Genomic DNA, 19,391 nt, shown 5'->3' on the forward strand with positions numbered 1-19,391 from the left:
GGGTCTTGGTCGGAAAGCGCTTGCCTTGTAACGTGGGTCACCCCGCTGTACAAGGAGGCGTGCCCATGGGGATCCCCCCGCGTTCCGTCCGAAGAACGAGTCCGCTCATCGCGGGCGCATGTGCCCTGGTGATGGCCGCGAGTTCCGCCGCGCTGGCCGAGCCCGGAGGAGACTCCGGCATCCAGCTGGAACGGCTGGATCGCGGCCTGGTCGCGGTCGACACCTCGGAAGGCGTTTTCCTGAGCTGGCGCCTGCTGGCCTCCGAGGTCGGCGGACACACCGACTCCGGGCTCCGGGGCCCGCAGTTCCGGGTGTACCGGGACGGCCGGGTCGTCGGGATGGTGCGCGACAGCACCAACTTCCTGGACGGGGAGGGGAGCGCCGACTCCGAGTACCGGGTCGTCCCCGTCCCCCGGGGAAGGCCCGGCGTCGGCCCCGAGGGCGAGGCCGCCGTGTGGGCCGAGGGCCACCACGACCTGCCGCTCCGGAAGCCCGAGGGCGGCACCACCCCGGCGGGCGAGGAGTACGGCTACACCGCCAACGACGTCAGCGTCGGCGACGTGGACGGCGACGGGCGGTACGAGTTCGTCGTCAAGTGGGACCCCACCAACTCCAAGGACGTCTCCCAGCGTGGCTACACCGGCCCGACGTACGTGGACACCTACACCCTGGACGGCGAGCTGCTGCACCGCGTCGACCTGGGCGTCAACATCCGGTCGGGCGCGCACTACACGCAGTTCGTCGTCTACGACCTCGACGGCGACGGCCGCTCGGAGATCATGCTCAAGACCGCCCCGGGCACCCGGACTCTGACCTTCGACGGGGACGGTGCGGCCTCCGGGGATTACATCACCCTGCCGGAGGAGGACGTCGAGGCCGGGGTCGATCACGGCGACGACTACCGGATGAGCGCCGAGGACTACCGCGAGCACGTCGTGGAGGTGTTCCTGGGCTGGTACGAGCACCCCGAGGTCGTGGCCGGGAACTGGCCCGCCACCCTGGAGGAGGCCTTCGGCGAGGAGCCCCGGTACGACTACCCCCTCAGCCGAGAGAACGCCGGGGCCCTCGCGGACTTCTTCCTCGACGAGTACGCGCCCTCGCGCAGCGCGCGCAACGAGCTGCGCGAGTTCGAGGGCTTCGTGGTGGACGGTCCCGAGTACCTGACGGTGTTCGACGGCGAGACCGGCGCGGAGCTGGACACCGTCCGCTACGAGCCGGGCCGGGGCGACGACGGCCTCCTGTGGGGCGACTACGCGATGTCGCGCATCGAGCCGGGCAACCGGGTGGACCGGCTGCTGTCCGGGGTGGCCTACCTGGACGGCTTCCGCCCGTCGGCGGTGTTCGCCCGGGGCTACTACACGCGCTCGGCCGTGGCCGCCTACGACTTCGACGGCGAGGACATCAGCACGCGCTGGGTCGCGGACAGCGGGCACGTGCCGATGGACAACCCGTTCGACGCCTCCCCGCACGGCGGTCAGGGCTCCGACCCCGAGATGGGCACGCTCGCGGGACAGGGCTTCCACTCCTTCGGCGTGGCCGACGTGGACGCCGACGGTCGCCAGGAGATCGTCTACGGCTCCGCGACCCTGGACGACGACGGGTCGCTGCTGTACTCCTCGCACGCCGAGGGCCCGCCCGGGAGCGCCATCGAGGGCGAGACGACCAAGCTCGGGCACGGCGACGCGATGCACGTGGGCGACCTCGACCCGGAGCGCGAGGGCCTGGAGGTCTGGACCGTGCACGAGGGCGGCGCGAGCGCGCCGTACGGGTTCGCGATGCGCGACGCCGCCACCGGAGAGGTGCTGTTCGGCGGGTACACGGGCACCGACACCGGTCGGGGCATGGTCGGCGACATCGACCCGGACGTCCCCGGCCTGGAGGTGTGGTCCTCGATGCCGCCCGGCGGCGGGGGTGAGGCGGGCCTGTGGAGCGCCGGCGGAGAGTTCCTGGGCGACCAGACCCCGGGCACGAACATGAGCGTCCGCTGGGCCGCCGACATGACCACGCAGATCGTCGATGGCACCGAGGACCCCAGGATCGAGGACTGGCGGCGCGGAACCCTGCTCACCGCCGAGGGCACGCTCACCAACAACGGGACGAAGGGCAACCCCGCCCTGGTCGCGGACGTGCTCGGCGACTGGCGCGAGGAGCTGGTCCTGCGCACGGAGGACAGCGGCGCGCTGCGTATCCTCACCAGCACCGAGGTGACCGGACACCGGCTGCACACCCTCATGCACGACCCGCAGTACCGGGTGGACGTGGCCCGGCAGCAGACCGGCTACAACCAGCCCGCGTACACGTCCTTCCACCTGGGTGCGGACACCGACTGGGCGCGGGTGGAGGTTCCCGACGCCGTCTACCCGGAGTAGCGCGCTGACCGGAAAGGCCCACCAGCCCGCCTCACGCGCCGTGGTCTTGTACTTGTAGCCGATGTCGACGATCGAGCCTCGCTATGAGTACAAGATCACCGCAGGTCAAGGGCCCATGCGTCACCCTGGCAACACTTCCGGCCGGATGGGGCACGCGCCTCGGGCGGACCGAACGTTCGGAGCGGATCCGCACGTTCAGGCTGGCCCGCAGGCCCGGAACGAGGCGCGTCTCCGGAACGGAGGCGCGCCCCGCCGCGCGGGCCCGCGGCGTGACCGGGCGGGGCGGGAGTCCCGTCCCGCCCCGCCCGGAGTCACCACGACACCGGTCGGCCGTCCGGATGGAAGTCGTGCCTGCGCAGCGTCCTCGCGCGGTCGTGTCGGCCGAAGCCCTGCGAGCTGAGCCAGACCACGGCCCAGAGCAGGCCCAGACCGGCGAGGTTCTCCCAGGCCTTGGGCAGGAGGCCCATCGTGTGCTCGGTGCCCCAGGGGTCCACCCCCGCGGCCATGGGGAGCAGGACGGCCAAGGGGGACAGGAGGACCACGGGCAGCAGCAGGGCGGCCAGGCCCCAGCCGACCCTCCGCACGGCGTAGCCCCTGCCGGTGACGTCGTCGCGCACCCACATGCGGTGGCGGTAGGGGACCCGGGTTCCCAGGAAGCGGTAGCGCGCCCAGGCGCCCAGGGGCGGACGCTCGCGCAGGCGGGTGCGCAGACCCGCGACCACCAGCCCCCGGAGTTCGGCCCGGTCCACCGCGTCGCCGCCGGCGGCGCGCTGGAGGTCCAGCGCGGTGGCCACGATCTCCTCGCCGTGCCGCTCGCGGTAGTGGCGGGGGTACCAGCGCAGCGCTCGCCGGAGCCGCTCCTCGTAGGCGTCCATGGATCACGCTCCTCCTGTCTGCGGGCTCGGCCCCGGGTTCAGGAGCCGCTGGGCGAGGTCGGCGAGTCGGGTCATGCGCTCGGTCTCCCGGACCAGGGCCGCGTGCCCCTGGCCGGTGAGTCGGTAGTAGCGCCGGTTGCGGCCCCGCACGACCTCCTCGCCGGACACCTCCACCAGGCCGCCGTCGGCCAGGCGGTCCAGCGCGCCGTACAGGGTTCCGGCGCCGAGCGAGACGTCGCCGTCGGAGAGCCGGCGCACGGCCGAGATGATCCCGTACCCGTGCATCGGCTCCTCGGCGAGGGCCAGGAGCACGAGGTAGGTCTGCTCTCTCATCTTCATGTCTGATATATATCAGTGAACGATATATAAAGGCAAGGGAGGTCCACGGGAGGGCCCCGCGCGCAACGACCGGGACGGGCCGGTTCGCGGGTCGGGGAGTGCCCGGCGATCCCGTGGAAGCTCCGCGTCACCTTTTCCGGTCGCGAACCGTCGAGGAGAGGACTCCTACGATTCCCGACCCGAAGAGGGAGCAGTGGCATGAACGCCGTCTACGTCCTGGTGACCGTGCTCGCCGTCCTGGCCAACGGCGGCATGGCCGTCGCCGACCTGCTGCGCGCGCGGTTCGTCCTGGCCAACTCCGCCGCCGTGGGTGTTCCCGAGTCGTGGCTGACCGCCCTCGGCCTCCTCAAGGGCGCGGGCGCGCTGGGCCTGCTCCTCGGCCTGCTCGGCGTCCCGGTGATCGGGGCCGCGGCGGCGCTGGGGCTGACGCTGTTCTTCGTGGGGGCGGTGGCCACGCACCTGCGGGCGCGCAACTACGCACTGGCCTATCCGCTCGTCTACCTGGCGCTGGCCCTGGGGTCGCTGGTCCTGTACTTCACCGTGTGAGGGCCCCTCCGCGTCAGCTCCCGGCGGGGCGACCACGCCGGGAGAGGCCGCGGCGGCCTCAGGCCGAGGACGCGTCCCCGCTGCCGTCCCCGTGGTCGTGCCCGAAGGCGGGCAGGCCGCGGGCCGCGGTGGTCAGCGCGGTGCGCAGCAGCGGCCCCACGCCCTCCGGCGAAGCGCCCTGCCCGTCGCCGCCCAGGCGCGCCCGCTCCTCGGCGGCCAGGCGCAGTGCCGAGTTGAGGGTGGCCGCCTGGACGCGGACGGCCAGGCTGTCGGCGGGCTCCCCGGTGCGGTCGGCGATGATCCGGGCGAAGACGGACTCGGCCGCGTGGTGGACCTCCAGCCACACCGCCATGAGCGCCGGTTCGCCGCGGGTCATCCGGATGAGGTCGGCGACGGGCCCCTCCACGACCTGCGGCTCGCCGTCGAAGAACCGCTCCCGCTCCAGGTAATCCAGGAGGGGGACGTCCGGGGGGCAGGCGCGCAGGCGTTCGGCCATGTGCTCCAGGCCCGTCGTCAGCAGGGGCCGGACGCAGCTCTCCTTGCTGGGGAAGTACCGCCACAGCGTCCTGGTGGAGATGCCGAGCGCGTGCGCGATGTCGTCGCCCGTGGTGCCCGACACCCCGTTCTCGGTGAACAGCCGCACGGCCGCGCGCGCGATCTCGGTGCGGACGATCTCCCTGCGCCGCTCGGTCATGGGCGGGCGGCCCCGCCCCGAGGGTGCGGGGGTCGTCTCCGAGGGCGGTGTTCCTGGCACGACCGTTCCCCCTCCCGTGTCCGCGGCGCCTGGGCGGGTCCACTCTACTAACGCCCGGACCAGGCACAACAATATTTTTCTTTGAGTGACAAAAAGTCTTACAGTGACAACAGCGGCCGCCGTGGCCGCCACTAGCGGCAACGAGAGGGCTTCCCATGACCGGCCTGGGCCTGAAGGACAAGAACGTCATCGTCACCGGAGGCGGCTCCGGCATCGGCCGCGCGAGCGCGCTGCGCTTCGCCGAGGAGGGCGCCAGGGTCCTGGTCGCCGACCTCAACGCCGACACCGCGCGGGAGGCTGCCGAGGAGATCCGTGCGGCCGGGGGCACCGCCGAGACCGTGGTCGGCGACCTCAGCCGCCAGGAGGTCGTGGACGAGGTCGTCGCCACGGCCGTCGAACGCCTCGGCGGTGTCGACGTCCTGGTCAACAACGCCGGGATCATGGACGACATGTCCGCCACCGCCGACGTCACCGACGCGGTCTGGGAGCGGCTCCTGCGGGTGAACCTCACCGCGCCCTTCCTGCTCACCCGCGCGGTCCTGCCCCTCATGGCGGAGCAGGGCCGGGGATCGGTCGTCTTCACCGCCTCGGAGGCCTCCCTGCGCGGCAGCGCCGCCGGGGCCGCCTACACCGCCTCCAAGCACGGCGTGGTCGGCCTGGTCAAGTCCACCGCGGTCATGTACCGCGACAAGGGGATCAGGGTCAACGCCGTCGCCCCCGGCGGCACCGCCACCTCGATCACCGTCGACGTCGCGTCCGCGCCCCACGGCCCGACCACCCTCGGTACCTTCATGTCCAACATGGGCCGCGTGGCCCGGGCCGAGGAGCTGGCCGCCGCCGTCGTCTTCCTGGCCTCCGACGCGGCGAGCAGCATCAACGGAGCGGTCCTGCCGGTGGACAACGGCTGGTCGGCGGTCTGAGGGGGCGCCCGCGCGCGGACCCGGCCACGGGTCCGCGACGGCGGGCGCGGCGGGCGTGCGAACGCGTACGCCCCATTTCTTAAGTCAGTCGCTTGACTCAACGCGGTGGCGGAAGTTCACTGTACGTGTACGTACCGCTGACGCAGAGGAGTGACGGCTGTGGGTGCCGACGAGACCGAACGGCTCATGGACTACCCGATCCCCGGTCCGGAGGCGCTGGAGCCGCCCGCGGAGTGGGCGGAGCTGAGGCGGCGGTGCCCCGTCGCCGGGGTGCGGCTGCCCAGCGGCGACCGGGCGGAGGTGGTCACCCGCTACGAGGACGTCAGGCGGGTGCTCTCCGACCCGCGCTTCACCCGGCGGCTCGACGCCGAGGACGCGGCCCGGGTCTCGGCCAGCGCGACGGGCGGCGTGTTCAACAGCGACCTGGCGGCGGCGGTCCCCGACAGCGGGGAGGAGCACCGGCAGTGGCGGCGGCTGGTCGGCAAGTGGTTCACCGCCAAGCGCATGAACGCGCTGCGGCCCGGGATCGAGGCCATGGCCGACCGGCTCGTCGACGGCATGGTGGAGCGCGGCCACCCGGCGGACCTCAGGGCGGACCTGGGATTCCCCCTGCCGGTGTGGGTCATCTGCGACATGCTCGGCGTGCCCGACTCCGACCGCGACCGCTTCTCCCACTGGTCGGACGCGCTGCTCAACCTCACCCGCTACTCCCAGGAGGAGATGGACCGGGCCCAGGCCGAGTTCCTCGCGTACATGGGCGGCCACGTCGAGGCCAAGCGGGCGGAGCCGCGCGAGGACCTGATCAGCTCCCTGATCACCGAGACCGCCGAGGCCGGGGTCGACCTGCCCACCTCCGCGCTGGTCGCCACCAGCATGGGCCTGCTGGTCGCCGGGCACGAGACCACCGCCAACATGATCGGCAAGATGGTGGCGATGCTGCTGGACGACCGGAGCCGCTGGGAGAGGCTGCTGGACGACCGGACGCTGGTGCGCTCCGCGGTGGAGGAGGCCCTGCGCTTCGACGCCAACTCCGGGCTCGGCCTGCCGCGCTACATCACCGAGGAGACCGAGATCGGCGGTTCCGTCGTCCCGGCCGGGACCACCGTCATGTGCAGCATGGGCGCCGCCAACCGGGACGAGAGCGCGTTCGAGAACGCGGACGAGATGGACCTGGGACGTGTGCCCAACCCGCACCTGGGCTTCGGCGCGGGGGCGCACTCGTGCCTGGGGCAGGCGCTGGCCCGCACCGAGCTCCAGGCCGTGCTCGACGTGCTGCTGCGCAGGCTCCCCACGCTGGAGCTGGCCGTCCCCGCGGCGGAGCTGCGGCGACTCGACGGCCTGGTCGTGGGCGGACTGAGCGAGGTCCCGGTCCGGTGGTGACCGTGTCGCGGACGCGGACCGAACGCGCCGGCGCCACGCGGGAGCTGATCCTGTCCACCGCCGAGCGCCTGTTCGCCGAACACGGCCTGTTCGCGGTGTCCAACCGGGGCATCAGCGTGGCGGCGGGCCAGGGCAACAACACGGCTGTCGGCTACCACTTCGGCACCAGGGCCGACCTCGTGCGCGCGATCGTGCGCACGCACACCGGGCCCATGGAACTGCTGTGGTCGCGGATGGCCGAGGAGGCGGGGGAGTCCCCGGGCGTGCGGGACCGGATCGCCTGCCTGGTCCGGCCGGTGACCCGGCACCTCGCGCACCTGGGCGTCCCGAGCTGGTTCGCCCGCTTCTCCGCGCAGGTCATGACCGACCCGGGCCTGCGCGTGATCATGACCGAGGAGACGCTGATTGCGCCCCAGCTCAGGCGGATCCTCACCGGTCTGCGCGCCGGCCTGCCCGACCTGCCGCCGCAGGTGCGCGCCGAACGCGAGGACATGACCCGCCACCTGATCGTGCACACGTGCGCCGAGCGCGAGCGCGCGCTCGCCGAGGAGGCGGCGACGCCCCGGTGCAGCTGGGAGGACACGGCGACCGGGCTGGTCGACGCCCTCACGGGGATCTGGCTCGCCCCCGCCACCCCGGCCGCCGGGCACGACCACGCCGCGACGACGAAGGAGGAATGACCATGAGGGTGACCGTCGACCAGGACTGGTGCTGCGGCGCGGGCCAGTGCGTACTGCTCGCCCCGGAGGTGTTCGACCAGCGGGAGGAGGACGGCATCGTCGAGCTGCTCACCGAACGGCCGCCGGAGAACCTGTACCCGGCCGTGCGCGAGGCGGGACAGGTGTGCCCCACCGGCGCGATCCACGTGGACGAGGACGCCTGAGCGCGACGCGGCCGGGGCAGCCCGGGGAACACGGGAGCGGCCCGCCGGGACTCCGGCGGGCCGCTCCCGTCGCCTCGTCAGTGCCCGCCGTCCCGGGTCAGTGCCCGCCGGTGAGGGTTCCGGACAGCTCCCGGTGCAGGTGCGCGCTGGGCCCGTTGAGGCCGGTGATCTCCACCCGCACCCCGTGCCTGCGGAAGTGCTCCGTGACCTGGTCCAGGGCGGCCACGGCCGAGGAGTCCCACACGTGCGCGTCGGACATGTCGATGACCACGCGCCTGAGTCCCTCCTCCGTGTAGTCGAACCGGTTGACCAGCTCGCCGGTGGAGGCGAAGAACACCTCTCCGTTGACCGAGTACACACGGGTGCCGCCCTCGGGGTCGAGCACGCTGGTGACGTCGGCCTGCATGGCCGCCCGGCGGGCGAAGAGCACCATGGACACCACGACCCCGACGATCACGCCCAGGGCCAGGTTGTGGGTGGCCACGACCACGGCGACGGTGATGACCATGACCAGGGTCTCGGTCCAGGGCATCCGCCTCAGGGTGGCCGGGGCGACGCTGTGCCAGTCGAAGGTCACGACCGCCACGAAGAACATCACCGCGACCAGCGCCGCGACCGGGATCATGCCCACCAGGTCGCCCAGGGCCACGCACAGGATGATCAGGAACGTGCCCGCCAGGAAGGTCGAGACGCGGGTGCGGGCCCCGGACTTGACGTTGATCATGGTCTGGCCGATCATCGCGCACCCGGCCATGCCGCCGAAGAACCCGACCAGGACGTTGGCGAACCCCTGGCCGCGGGCCTCGCGGCCGTGGTTCGAGGCGGTCTCGGTCTGGTCGTCGACGACCTTGGCGGTCATCAGCGACTCCATCAGCCCCACCAGGGCCAGGGTCAGCGAGTAGGGGGCGATCAGGACCAGCGTGTCCAGCGTGTAGGGCACGTCCGGGATCAGCGGCACGGGCAGGGTGCCGGGCAGTTCGCCCATGTCCCCGACCGTCTGCGCCGGGATGCCCAGGGTCAGCGCGGCGACGGTGAGCACGACGATGGCCACCAGCGGCGCGGGGACCGCCTTGGTCAGGCGGGGCAGGCCGAAGACGATGACCAGGCCCACGGCCACCATGACGTAGATCGGTACGCCCACGCCCTCCAGGTAGGGCAGCTGGGCCGTGAAGATGAGGATGGCCAGGGCGTTGATGAACCCGGTCATCACGCTGGGCGGCACGAACCGCATCAGCCTGGCCACCCCGAGCAGTCCCAGGGCGACCTGGATGAGCCCGGCCAGGATGGTGGCGGCGATGAGGTGGTCGACGCCGTGCTCCATCGACAGCGGCGCCGCGACCAGGGCCATCGCGCCGGTGGCGGCGGAGATCATCGCGGGCCGTCCGCCCAGGAAGGAGATGGACACGGCCATCACGAAGGAGGCGTACAGGCCCACGCGGGGGTCGACCCCGGCGATGAGGGAGAAGGCGATGGCCTCGGGGATCAGGGCCAGGGCGACGACCAGCCCGGCCAGCACGTCGGCGCGCAGCTGCGCGGCGGCGGGGATCCGGGCCTTGAGGGACCGGGGGGTCTTCACGGGCAGTTTCATGGCACCCATCGGGTTTCGGGCAGCCCACGACGAGGACCGCGGTGTTCGGGTCAGGCGTTCGTGCCCGGCGCGGACGCGCGCCGGGCGGGGGTGCGCTCGTGTGCACGGGGATCCGAGGCGACGTCCGTGACACCCCGGGGCGGCTTCGTCGCCGCGGGACCGGCCGTGCCCCTGGGGCGGGCCGTGCCCCTGGGCAGGACCGGAGGAGAGCGCGGTGGCACCCCGCTCGTGCACGGGTGACGACCCGGAGAGACTCTACTCTTACGTTAGAGTCTGAGTCGCCCTCGGTGGCTGAGACAACCCTCACACGACGGAAGGGTGTGGGTGTTCCTCCAGGCGGGGGCGGGTTCTCCATCCGGCGGACGCGCTCCCCGGCGATGGCGCACCGTGACCACAAGGGGCGGCCGAAACCCGTTCTCCTCCGCCGTGATCTTGTACCCATAGCGCGTCCCGACGGTCGAGGCGCGCTATGAGTACAAGATCATCGCGGGCCAGGGCCCTCGTGGCGCACCAGCGGCGTTTTCGGTCAGCCCATCAGGCGGTGGCGTTGTCGCGGGCGCGCTGTTCGCGCAGCCGCCCGGCGAACTCCTCGGCCATCGCCAGCTGATCGCGCAGGGTCTGGCAGCGGGCGACGATGGCCGCCTCGAAGGCGTCGAGCCTCTCGCTCAGGACCCGCCGCTCGTCGGGGCCGGTCTCGGCCGAGCCCAGACGGTCGACGGCCTCCAGTAGTTCGCGGGTCTCCTCCAGGCTGAACTCCAGCGGCTTCATCCGCTTGATGAGGTTCAGGCGGTCCACGTCCGTCTCGGTGTAGAGCCGGAAGCCGCCGCGGGAGCGCGCGGAGGGCTCGACCAGGCCGACCTCGCCGTAGTAGCGGATCGTGCGCAGGGACAGGCCGGTCCGTTCGGCGACCTCGCCGATCTGCATGTGCTGCGCGCCGGACATCGCGGCACCCCCTCTCGTCCACCCGACTCTAACGTCGCACCGAACCCGTCGCGGCCCGCCGCCGGGCGCCCCGGTCCCTCCGTGAAGCCGTTGTCGGCCCGGCGGGCGCTCGGACATGGTGGACCGCCCCCGAGGCGCGGTCCGAACGCGCCCCCCACACGGAGGAACCGCCATGTCCACCCTTCGGGTCGCCGCCGAGCGGCTGACGATCCACCCGCACCCCAACGCGGACGCGCTGGAGCTGGCGCAGGTCGGGCTGTTCCGCGCGGTCGTGGCCAAGGGGGCCTGCCGCACCGGCGACTGGGCCGTCTAGCGGGGAACCGGTGCGCCCGCGCGGCCGTCGTCGCTGCTTCCGTGTCCGGGCACGGGCCCGGGCAGACCCGGCCGTGTCCCGGGCTCAGTCGACGGGCTTCTCCCAGACCGAGACGTGCTGGCGGCTGGCGCTGGTGAACGGCTCCCGGGTCCACCCGTCCCACCGGTCGCGCAGGCGCATCCCGGCGAGCCTGGCCATCAGGTCGAGTTCGGCGGGCCACACGTACCGGAAGGGGACCGCCCGGTACGTGCCGCGCCCGTCCTCGACCGTGACGTGGTGCGAGCTCATCGCCTGCGTGGCGACGTCGTAGACGTCGAACCCCAGCCTGTTCGAACCCACGTGGAACGGCACGGCGTCCTGGCCTTCCGGCAGCCTGCGCAGGTCGGGGACGCCGACCTCGATGACGAAGCGGCCCCCGGGCGCGAGGTGGTCGGCGACGTTGCGGAAGCAGGCCACCTGCTCGTCCTGCGTGGTCAGGTTCATGATCGTGTTGAAGACCAGGTAGGCGAGGGAGAACGTCCCCTCCACCCGGGTCGTGGCGAAGTCGCCGACCGTCACCCCGACCGCGTCGCCGCCGGGTTTGGCCCGGAGCCGTTCGACCATCGCCTCGGACAGGTCGATGCCGTGCACGGGCACCCCGCGGCGTGCCAGCGGCAGCGCGACGCGTCCCGTCCCGATCCCCAGTTCCAGGGCCCGGCCCCCACCGGCCAGCTCCTCCAGTACGTCGACCGCCGGATCCAGGACGGCGGGCTCGAACATCTCCGCCGACGACTCGTCGTAGGACGCCGCGACGCTCTCCGCGAAGTGGTTCTCCTGTGCGCTCATCCCGGAACGCTAACCCGCGGCCCCCGCGGGGCGCACGCGGTTTTCCCGGGGTCCGGGGACGCCGCACGCGCCCCGGCCCCGGCTCCCCGCGCGGCAGGTCGGGGATCTATCCCACACCGACATGCCGCCCCCCAGATTGCATGCTCATTCATAAGGGCGCATACTTATTTCCATGTCCAAGGTACTCACTTCCCTCCCCGTCGGCGAGCGCGTCGGGATCGCCTTCTCCGGTGGCCTCGACACCTCGGTGGCGGTCGCGTGGATGCGCGACAAGGGCGCCGTCCCGTACGCCTACACCGCCGACATCGGCCAGTACGACGAACCCGACATCGCCTCGGTCCCCGGCCGCGCCACCGCCTACGGCGCCGAGGGCGCCCGCCTGGTCGACTGCCGCGAGGCCCTGGTGGAGGAGGGGTTCGCGGCGCTGGCCTGCGGAGCCTTCCACATCCGCTCCGGCGGCCGCACCTACTTCAACACCACCCCCCTCGGGCGGGCCGTCACCGGCACCCTGCTGGTGCGCGCGATGCTTGAGGACGGCGTGCAGATCTGGGGCGACGGGTCCACCTTCAAGGGCAACGACATCGAGCGGTTCTACCGCTACGGCCTGCTCGCCAACCCCTCCCTGCGGATCTACAAGCCGTGGCTGGACGCCGACTTCGTCAACGAGCTCGGCGGCCGCAAGGAGATGTCGGAGTGGCTGCTGGCCCACGGCCTGCCCTACCGGGACAGCACCGAGAAGGCCTACTCCACCGACGCCAACATCTGGGGCGCCACGCACGAGGCCAAGGCGCTCGAACACCTCGACACCGGCATCGAGCTCGTCGAGCCCATCATGGGCGTGCGGTTCTGGGACCCCGAGGTCGAGATCACCGCCGAGGACGTCACGATCGGCTTCGAGCAGGGCCGCCCGGTCACCGTCAACGGCAAGACGTTCGCCACCGCCGTCGACCTGGTCAACGAGGTCAACGCCATCGGCGGCCGACACGGCCTGGGCATGTCGGACCAGATCGAGAACCGGGTCATCGAGGCCAAGAGCCGCGGCATCTACGAGGCCCCGGGCATGGCGCTGCTGCACGCGGCCTACGAGCGGCTGGTCAACGCGGTCCACAACGAGGACACCCTCGCCAGCTACCACAACGACGGCCGACGGCTCGGCAGGCTGCTCTACGAGGGCCGCTGGCTGGAGCCCCAGGCGCTGATGCTGCGCGAGGCCCTCCAGCGCTGGGTGGGCACGGCGGTCACCGGCGAGGTGACCCTGCGGCTCCGGCGCGGTGAGGACTACTCCCTCATGGACACCACGGGGGCGGCGTTCAGCTACCACCCGGACAAGCTGTCCATGGAGCGGACCGAGGACTCCGCGTTCGGCCCGGTCGACCGCATCGGCCAGCTGACCATGCGCAACCTCGACATCGCCGACTCCCGCGCCAAGCTGGAGGAGTACTCCAGGGTCGGCATGGTCGGCACCTCGCACCCGACGTCGATCGGCGCCGCCCAGGCGGCCTCGACCGGGCTGATCGGCGCGATGCCCGAAGGCGGCGCCGAGGCGATCGCCTCCCGGGGCCAGGCCTCCGAGAGCGACGACCTGCTCGACCACGCCGCCATGGAGTCCGGGAACGACTGAGGCCCGCTTCCGGCCCGCACCAGCGCGTGGGGGCCGGTCGGTCTCCGGCCCGGAGCCGAACCGGACCCCGGCCCGCGCAGCAGCGCGCACGGGCCCGCGGGACCGATCCGCCGCCGGGGCGGGAACGCTCGCGCGGCGTCCCCGCCCCGGCGGAGCCCGTCAGTCGGGCGGGTCCAGCGGCGACATCGCCGGGGAGTAGTTGAACAGCCGGAGCCTGGCCGCACCCGGTTCGGTGAGGGAGGCGGCCCCGGGGTCGACGTCGACGATGCTCAGACTGGCCGGATGGCTGGGCACCGTGCGCGCCGGGTCGAGCCCGACGACGGCCGCGAGGAAGGCCCGCACCGGTCCTCCGTGGGTGACGGCCAGGACCGTCCGGTGGCCCCCGGCGTGCGCCCGCCGGACGGCGGCGCCGATCCCGTCGACCACCCGGTCGGTGAGTTCGCCGAAGCTCTCCGCGCCCGGCGGGTGGAACCGCCCCGCGCGCCACGCGGCGTACACACCGCCGTCCTCCTCCTTGATCTGCGCCGAGTACCTCCCCTCCCACCCGGCCAGGTAGGCCTCGTTGAGCCGGGGGTCGCGCTCGTCCGGGCGGACCCCGAGCATCTCGGCGGTCTCCCGCGTGCGGCGCAGGCCGGAGGTGACGACGTGGCCGGGGTCCAGGTACCCGACCGTCTCCGCCAGCGCGGCGACCTGGCGGCGCCCGGCCTCCGACAGCCCGATGTCCTGCTGTCCCTGCAACCGGCGCTCGCCGTTCCAGGGGGTCTCGCCGTGGCGGACCAGGAGCAGCCGCGTCATCGGACCGCCTCGGTGTCCAGGCGGTCGCCCGCGGCGTCGAAGTAGGCGTCCGGCGCCTCGGGCAGGCGCAGACAGGCCGCGTCGCCGGGCAGCAGGTCGACCGGTGTGTCCCGGGAGACGTTCACCCGCGTGCCGTCGGCGAGGTCCACGCCCACGACCCACCTGTCGGCCATCGGCACCTGGTCGGCGAAGGTCGCCTCCAGGCACCCGGGCGCGGACGACCCGCGCTCGATCCCGAGCGAACCCGCCCGGTACATCGCCCTGACGACCCCGTCCGCGACCGGTGCCGGAGCCGCGCCGCAGTCCACGCCGAAGGCCGACAGCCGCCCGCCCCCCGCCCGGCACTCGACGATGTTCGCCGGGGGAGTCCCGACGAACGTCGCGGCGAACGCGGTGCGCGGCGACTCCAGCAGCTCCCGCGGCGTGCCGAACTGCTCGACCCGGCCGTCCTTCATGAGCGCGATGTGCGTGGCCATGGTCATCGCCTCCACCTGGTCGTGCGTGACGTAGACGCTCGTGGCGCCGGTCGACCGGTGCACGCGCATCAGCTCACCCCGGGTGTCCACCCGCAGTTTCGCGTCGAGGTTGGACAGCGGTTCGTCGAAGAGCAGCACCTTGGGCCGCGGGGCGATCATGCGGGCGATCGCCACGCGCTGCTGCTGGCCGCCGCTGATCTCCCCCGGGTACCGGTCGGCCAGGTCCTCGATCGACAGCATCGCCAGCACCTGCTCGCTCCGGGCCAGCCGGTCGGCCTTGGACCACCTGGCCACGGTCAGCGGCCAGGCGATGTTCTGGCGCACGGTCTTGTGCGGCCACAGCGCGTAGGACTGGAAGACCAGCCCGGCCTCGCGTTCGGCGGGCGGCACGATCTCGGTCCCGTCGCCGCGGGCGATGACGCGGTCGCCGAACCGGATCTCGCCCCCGGTGGGGTTCTCCAGCCCGGCGAGCATCCGCAGGGTCGTCGTCTTCCCGCAGCCGGACGGACCGAGCAGCACGAGGAAGGAGCCCGCCGGAACCTCGATCGAGACGCCGTCGACGGCTGCGGTGTCGCCGAAGTCCTTGCGCAGGTCGGTGATGGTCAGGGAGGCCGAGGAGGCTCCGGAGGGCATGTCGGTCCTTTCGGCCGCGCGAGCGCGCGGCGCGGGGGTCATGAGTTCGAGTTCCAGGGCTGGGCGGCGCCTTCGAAGCGCCGCGCGACGACGGTCGCCGCGACCGAGATCACCGCGATGACCACGGTGACCGCGTTGGCCAGCTGCGTGAAGTTCTCCGAGGAGTACTGGTAGGTGAGGACGGCCAGGACCGGCATCGCCGGGGTCGCCAGCAGCACGACCAGGGACAGGTCGCGCACCATCTGGACGAACACCAGGACCCCGCCGGTGAACAGGCCGCGGGCGGTCAGCGGTGCGATGACCGCGCCGATCCTGCGCAGCAGCCCGGCCCCCGCCATCACCGCGGACTCCTCGACGTCCCTGGACACCTGGCTCAGGGCCGAGGTGCCCGACCGGACGGAGAACGGGATCGTCGCCGCGATCCCGGCCAGCACGAGGATCGCGAACGTCCCGTACAGGCTCGGGAGCGGGCCGATGGGCGCCCCGAACTGCGCGATGAAGGCCGCGCCCAGCGCGATGCCGGGGATGAGGAAGGGCACGAACGAGGTGACGCTCATGGTCCCCACCAGCCACCTCGGGCCGTTGGAGCGGGTGATGACGTAGGAGATGAGCAGCCCGAGCACACCGGCGCCGACCGCCACGCACACCCCGAGCAGGACGGTGTTCCAGGTGGCCTCCAGGATCTGCGGGTTGTTCAGGACGCCCCGCTGCCCCTGGGCGAGCGCGGGGTCGGAGCCGCCGATCCAGTAGTGCAGGGTCAACCCGGAGGAGAAGTCGTTCGTGCGCAGGGTCAGCGAGCTCAGGACGAGCACGAGGCCGGGCACGACCGTGGTGCACGTGACCAGCAGCCAGGCGAGTCCGGCCACCGGCCATCCCCAGGGCCCGAGGTCCACGCCCCGGCGGCGGCCGCCCTTGCCGGTGATCGTCGCGAAGCTGCGCCTGCCCCCGGTGATGCGCGTCGAGGCGTACATGATCATCGCGGCGACGAGGATGAGCACGATCGAGAGCACGTACCCGCGTGCGACGTCACCGGTCGAGATCGCCCCGTACAACCGGGTGGAGAGCGTGTGGAACCGCACCGGCAGGCCGAGCAGGGCGGGTGAGACGAAGTTGGAGACCCCCTCGGCGAAGGCGAGCAGCGCGCCGGAGACCATCGCCGGGGCCACGACCGGCAGCGCGATGTCCCTGGCCACCCGCAGCGTGGAGGCCCCGGTCATCTCGGCGGCCTCCATGAGGTCGCCGTTGACGCTGGCCAGCGCCGCGGCGACGAGCATGAACGACAGCGAGAAGTAGTGGGCCGTCAGGGTCGCGGCGATCGGCACGGGCCCCCAGGCCAGCCAGTCCGGGACGTCGAGGCCCAGGTTCATCAGGATCCCGGTGGACCCGCCGATCAGGTCGTTGCGAAAGACCGACTCCCACGCCAGCGCCAGGGCGAAGCTCGGCAGGGCGAAGGGGATCGTCGCCAGCAGGCCGAGGGTCTTGCGCCCCGGGATACGGGTCATCACGACCACCCAGGCGAGGAACCCGCCCACCACCGTGGAGCACACGGCGGTGGCGGTCCCCATGAGGATCGAGTTGCCCATCGGCCGCCACAGGAGGTTCTCCGACATCGGGCTGGCGAACACGTCCGCCCACGCCTCGCGGTTGCCGCTCTGGAGGGTCGTGCTGACCAGCCCGCTGATCGGCGCCACCACGAGGACGAACAGTACGAGCAGGGTGCCGGCTCCCAGCACCACGGCGGGCTGCCTCAGTGCCGTGCGCGCACGGGCCACCGTGGTGCCGACCGCGGTGCGGCGGGGGGCGGGTGCCGTCGTCATGATGTCCTTTCGCCGGCGGGGGAGCCGGGGGAGCGGGTTCTCACAGGGTCAGCAGGAAGTCGGCCACGTCGTCGCGGACCTGCGCGGTCTCCTCGGGGTCGATGTCCCAGGCGCCCAGTTCGTCCAGGGGCGCGGCGCCCTCGGGCATCTCCATGTCCGTGCGGACCGGGTAGTCGCCGGGGACGTAGAAGGGCTCGTAGCCGGGACCGCCGGTCGCGGAGTCGTCGCCCATGAGGAAGTCGGCGACCAGGCGTGCGGCGGCCGGGCTGTCGGAGCCCTGCACCATGCCGATGTAGGCCGGGAAGGTGATGCCCAGCGACGGGGCGGTCCCCAGGGAGGCCTGGAGCGCCCAGCCCTCCTCCTCGTTGTCCCTGCGGTCGGAGTAGGAGGTGATGCCCACCGGCGGGTCCTCCTGCCCGGTCGCGCCCACGGCCGCGTTGACGTTGTCGGTGTCGTCGACCAGGACCAGCCCGTTGGCGTAGAGGTCCTTGAGGAACTGCTGCCCGGCGTTCTCCACGCCCTCGTCGAGTTCGACCTCGGACCCGAAGTGCTCCTGGTGGGCCTGCGCCATCTCGTCGGAGCGGCGGACGATCTCCGTCACGAGGTCGAGGTAGTCGCCGCGCACGCTCGGGTCGACCATGACGACCCTGCCGCTCCACTCCTCCTCGGTCAGCTGCCACAGGTTCTCGATCGGGCTGCCGTCGGGGTGGGCCTCCTCGTTGTACATGAGGACCTTGGTCGACAGCCGGTTGGCCAGCAGCGGCTGCTGGTACTCCTCGGGCACGGTCCCGGCGACGCGCTGGGGCACGTGGTTCTGGAGGATGCCGCCCGCGATGAGCTCGGTGATGACCACCGGGGCGTCGGAGATGTAGGCGACGTCCGCCGACGGCGTTCCGGCCTGCGCCTCGGACTGCAGGCGGGTGACCTGCTCGGAGGAGGCGATGTCGTGGCCGATGAGGTCGATGCCCGGGTACTCCGCCTCGAAGGCCTCCTCGACGGAGGCGATGCGCGAGGTGAAGGAGTAGACGGTGACCTCCCCCTCCTCCCGGGCCAGTTCGACGAGTTCCTCGTGGGTGGCGTCGTCGAGTTCGTGGGGCTGGGCGGGCCCGCCGGAGTCGGCGGCCCCGGGGGCGCCGCCGCCGCACGCGGCGAGCGTGACGGCGAGCGGGAGGGCGACGGAGGCGAAGAGCAGTCTCGAAGTGCGCATGACAGGTCCTTTGCGTCGGTTTTCGCGCAGGCGGGAGCGGGGCCGGGGTGGTCCGGCCGTCGCGGGGGATGGGGAGACCGGCGTCAGTCGAACGCGTTGAGCAGGTCGTCCAGGCGGTCGAGGGCGGGCAGGATGGTCTCGGGGCGGCGCTGGGCGACGGTGAGCACGATGGCGTTCGCGATCATCATCGGGACGCTCAGGGAGGAGAAGCCCTCCTGGTGTCCGCGCGGGGCCGAGAGCACGGTGGTCGGAGCCGGGTCGAGGGTGTGCAGGGTGTCCGTGACCAGCACGGAACGGGCTCCGACCTCGGAGGCGTGGGCGTACAGCTGTGTGAGGTTGCGCGGAGCGCGGCGGAACGCGAACGACACGACGACGTCGGAGTCCGACATCGCCAGAACCCGTTCGGCGACCTCGCGGCCGGGGCCGACGAGGTTGACCGGGCGCATCCCGAACCGCCGCAGCCGGCTGTCGAGGAGTTCGGCCAGGACCCCGGCGTTGCCGCGCGCGAAGAGGTAGACCACCCGCGCGCCGACGAGGAGGTCGGCCACCTCGTCGATCTGGGACTGGCTCACGTGTTTGCCGACCGCGGCGAGGGAGTCGAGTTCGGTGGCCAGAAGGGTGTCCAGGACGCTCGCCCGCCCCCGGCCCCGGAGTTCGGCCCGGAACCGGTCGCCCGCGCCGTTGAGGCGTGCCTCATGGGCCTCGCGCAGGTCCTCGCGCAGCTCCAGGTAGCCCTGGTAGCCCAGCCGCTGCGCCAGCCGGGTGGCCGCGGCCGGGTGGACCCCCGCGCGCTGGGCGACCTCTCCGCCCCGCCACAGGGGAGCCTCGGCGGGGTTGGAGAGCAGCTCGTCGAGGAGGACCCGGTCCGACTTCGTGAGCCGGTCGCGGTACTCGCTCATACGTTCCTGGAGGTTCACGGCGCCCACGATACAAGCAACTTTTCTTGCAGACGCTGTTTTTCCTGCAACTTTATTTTCGGTTCATGGGGACTTCACCCTCTCCCCGGAAACCGGCCGGGTGTTCACCCGCGGATCGCGCGGCGGCAAGGCGGGGGACAGGGCGCGTCCCGAAACCGGCCGGTGCGTGCGATGGTTGCCTCCGGCGGGTG

At 72.4% G+C, this 19,391-nt stretch carries 18 protein-coding genes and 1 pseudogene; 8 read left to right on the top strand and 11 right to left on the bottom strand.

Going from position 1 to position 19,391, the window contains the following annotated elements:
* Positions 1–131 precede the first annotated feature (131 nt).
* Positions 132–2,369: a rhamnogalacturonan lyase gene (locus tag HGB44_RS04835; RefSeq protein ID WP_210751154.1), complete on the top strand. Its 2,238-nt coding sequence runs from the start codon at positions 132–134 to the stop codon at positions 2,367–2,369.
* A 311-nt stretch (positions 2,370–2,680) separates the two neighbouring features.
* Here HGB44_RS04835 and HGB44_RS04840 read toward each other — a convergent pair whose 3' ends face one another.
* Both HGB44_RS04840 and HGB44_RS04845 read right to left on the bottom strand, forming a co-directional pair.
* Complete coding sequence (locus HGB44_RS04840) at positions 2,681–3,244, bottom strand: hypothetical protein (protein ID WP_061082314.1); 564 nt, start codon at positions 3,242–3,244, stop codon at positions 2,681–2,683.
* Between the two features lie 3 nt (positions 3,245–3,247).
* The gene (locus tag HGB44_RS04845; RefSeq protein ID WP_061082313.1) at positions 3,248–3,583 is read right to left on the bottom strand and encodes a PadR family transcriptional regulator; all 336 of its coding nucleotides are present in this window, start codon (positions 3,581–3,583) and stop codon (positions 3,248–3,250) included.
* Positions 3,584–3,781: 198 nt separating this feature from the next.
* Between HGB44_RS04845 and HGB44_RS04850 the strand changes: the two genes are divergently transcribed.
* A complete protein-coding gene (locus tag HGB44_RS04850; protein WP_061082312.1) occupies positions 3,782–4,129 on the top strand; it encodes a DoxX family protein in 348 nt (115 codons plus the stop codon).
* 58 nt (positions 4,130–4,187) lie between these two features.
* On the opposite strand, the gene HGB44_RS04855 is transcribed toward HGB44_RS04850, so the two are convergent.
* Positions 4,188–4,823 (bottom strand): TetR/AcrR family transcriptional regulator, encoded by a 636-nt coding sequence (locus tag HGB44_RS04855; RefSeq protein ID WP_061082311.1) that lies wholly within the window; start codon positions 4,821–4,823, stop codon positions 4,188–4,190.
* Positions 4,824–5,038: 215 nt separating this feature from the next.
* On the opposite strand from HGB44_RS04855, the gene HGB44_RS04860 reads away from it, so the two are divergent.
* The 4 genes from HGB44_RS04860 to HGB44_RS04875 all read left to right on the top strand — a co-directional run bounded on the left by HGB44_RS04860 (position 5,039) and on the right by HGB44_RS04875 (position 8,066).
* Complete coding sequence (locus HGB44_RS04860; RefSeq protein WP_061082310.1) at positions 5,039–5,803, top strand: SDR family NAD(P)-dependent oxidoreductase; 765 nt, start codon at positions 5,039–5,041, stop codon at positions 5,801–5,803.
* Between the two features lie 159 nt (positions 5,804–5,962).
* Complete coding sequence (locus HGB44_RS04865; RefSeq protein WP_082768518.1) at positions 5,963–7,183, top strand: cytochrome P450; 1,221 nt, start codon at positions 5,963–5,965, stop codon at positions 7,181–7,183.
* On the top strand, positions 7,177–7,863 hold the full coding sequence (locus tag HGB44_RS04870) for a TetR/AcrR family transcriptional regulator (protein ID WP_082768517.1): 687 nt from the start codon (positions 7,177–7,179) through the stop codon (positions 7,861–7,863). The genes HGB44_RS04865 and HGB44_RS04870 overlap by 7 nt, the downstream gene beginning before the upstream one ends.
* A gap of 2 nt (positions 7,864–7,865) precedes the next feature.
* Complete coding sequence (locus HGB44_RS04875) at positions 7,866–8,066, top strand: ferredoxin (RefSeq protein WP_061082309.1); 201 nt, start codon at positions 7,866–7,868, stop codon at positions 8,064–8,066.
* Positions 8,067–8,163: 97 nt separating this feature from the next.
* Here the strand turns inward: HGB44_RS04875 and HGB44_RS04880 are convergent, their stop codons facing one another.
* On the bottom strand, positions 8,164–9,663 hold the full coding sequence (locus HGB44_RS04880; protein ID WP_061082308.1) for a SulP family inorganic anion transporter: 1,500 nt from the start codon (positions 9,661–9,663) through the stop codon (positions 8,164–8,166).
* Between the two features lie 525 nt (positions 9,664–10,188).
* The gene (locus HGB44_RS04885; RefSeq protein ID WP_061082307.1) at positions 10,189–10,596 is read right to left on the bottom strand and encodes a MerR family transcriptional regulator; all 408 of its coding nucleotides are present in this window, start codon (positions 10,594–10,596) and stop codon (positions 10,189–10,191) included.
* A gap of 172 nt (positions 10,597–10,768) precedes the next feature.
* Here HGB44_RS04885 and HGB44_RS04890 point away from each other — a divergent pair.
* Positions 10,769–10,906, top strand: a pseudogene (locus tag HGB44_RS04890) (RNA ligase (ATP)); the annotation flags it as partial.
* A gap of 87 nt (positions 10,907–10,993) precedes the next feature.
* Here the strand turns inward: HGB44_RS04890 and HGB44_RS04895 are convergent.
* Positions 10,994–11,734: a class I SAM-dependent DNA methyltransferase gene (locus HGB44_RS04895; RefSeq protein ID WP_061082306.1), complete on the bottom strand. Its 741-nt coding sequence runs from the start codon at positions 11,732–11,734 to the stop codon at positions 10,994–10,996.
* 172 nt (positions 11,735–11,906) lie between these two features.
* Between HGB44_RS04895 and argG the strand changes: the two genes are divergently transcribed.
* Positions 11,907–13,355: an argininosuccinate synthase gene (argG, locus tag HGB44_RS04900; protein ID WP_061082305.1), complete on the top strand. Its 1,449-nt coding sequence runs from the start codon at positions 11,907–11,909 to the stop codon at positions 13,353–13,355.
* A gap of 159 nt (positions 13,356–13,514) precedes the next feature.
* On the opposite strand, the gene HGB44_RS04905 is transcribed toward argG, so the two are convergent.
* The 5 genes from HGB44_RS04905 to HGB44_RS04925 form a co-directional block, all read right to left on the bottom strand.
* Positions 13,515–14,150, bottom strand: a complete 636-nt coding sequence (locus HGB44_RS04905) for a histidine phosphatase family protein (RefSeq protein WP_061082304.1) — start codon at positions 14,148–14,150, stop codon at positions 13,515–13,517.
* Complete coding sequence (locus tag HGB44_RS04910) at positions 14,147–15,259, bottom strand: ABC transporter ATP-binding protein (protein ID WP_061082303.1); 1,113 nt, start codon at positions 15,257–15,259, stop codon at positions 14,147–14,149. Before HGB44_RS04910 ends, HGB44_RS04905 begins: the two co-directional genes overlap by 4 nt.
* 38 nt (positions 15,260–15,297) lie before the next feature.
* Positions 15,298–17,076, bottom strand: coding sequence for an ABC transporter permease (locus tag HGB44_RS04915; RefSeq protein ID WP_061082302.1), 1,779 nt, complete (start codon positions 17,074–17,076; stop codon positions 15,298–15,300).
* Between the two features lie 40 nt (positions 17,077–17,116).
* Positions 17,117–18,283, bottom strand: coding sequence for an ABC transporter substrate-binding protein (locus tag HGB44_RS04920; protein ID WP_061082301.1), 1,167 nt, complete (start codon positions 18,281–18,283; stop codon positions 17,117–17,119).
* A gap of 83 nt (positions 18,284–18,366) precedes the next feature.
* Positions 18,367–19,200: a MurR/RpiR family transcriptional regulator gene (locus HGB44_RS04925; protein WP_231972556.1), complete on the bottom strand. Its 834-nt coding sequence runs from the start codon at positions 19,198–19,200 to the stop codon at positions 18,367–18,369.
* Positions 19,201–19,391: the final 191 nt, after the last annotated feature.

It is taken from the genome of Nocardiopsis alborubida (assembly GCF_012396365.1).
Taxonomy (GTDB): domain Bacteria; phylum Actinomycetota; class Actinomycetes; order Streptosporangiales; family Streptosporangiaceae; genus Nocardiopsis; species Nocardiopsis alborubida.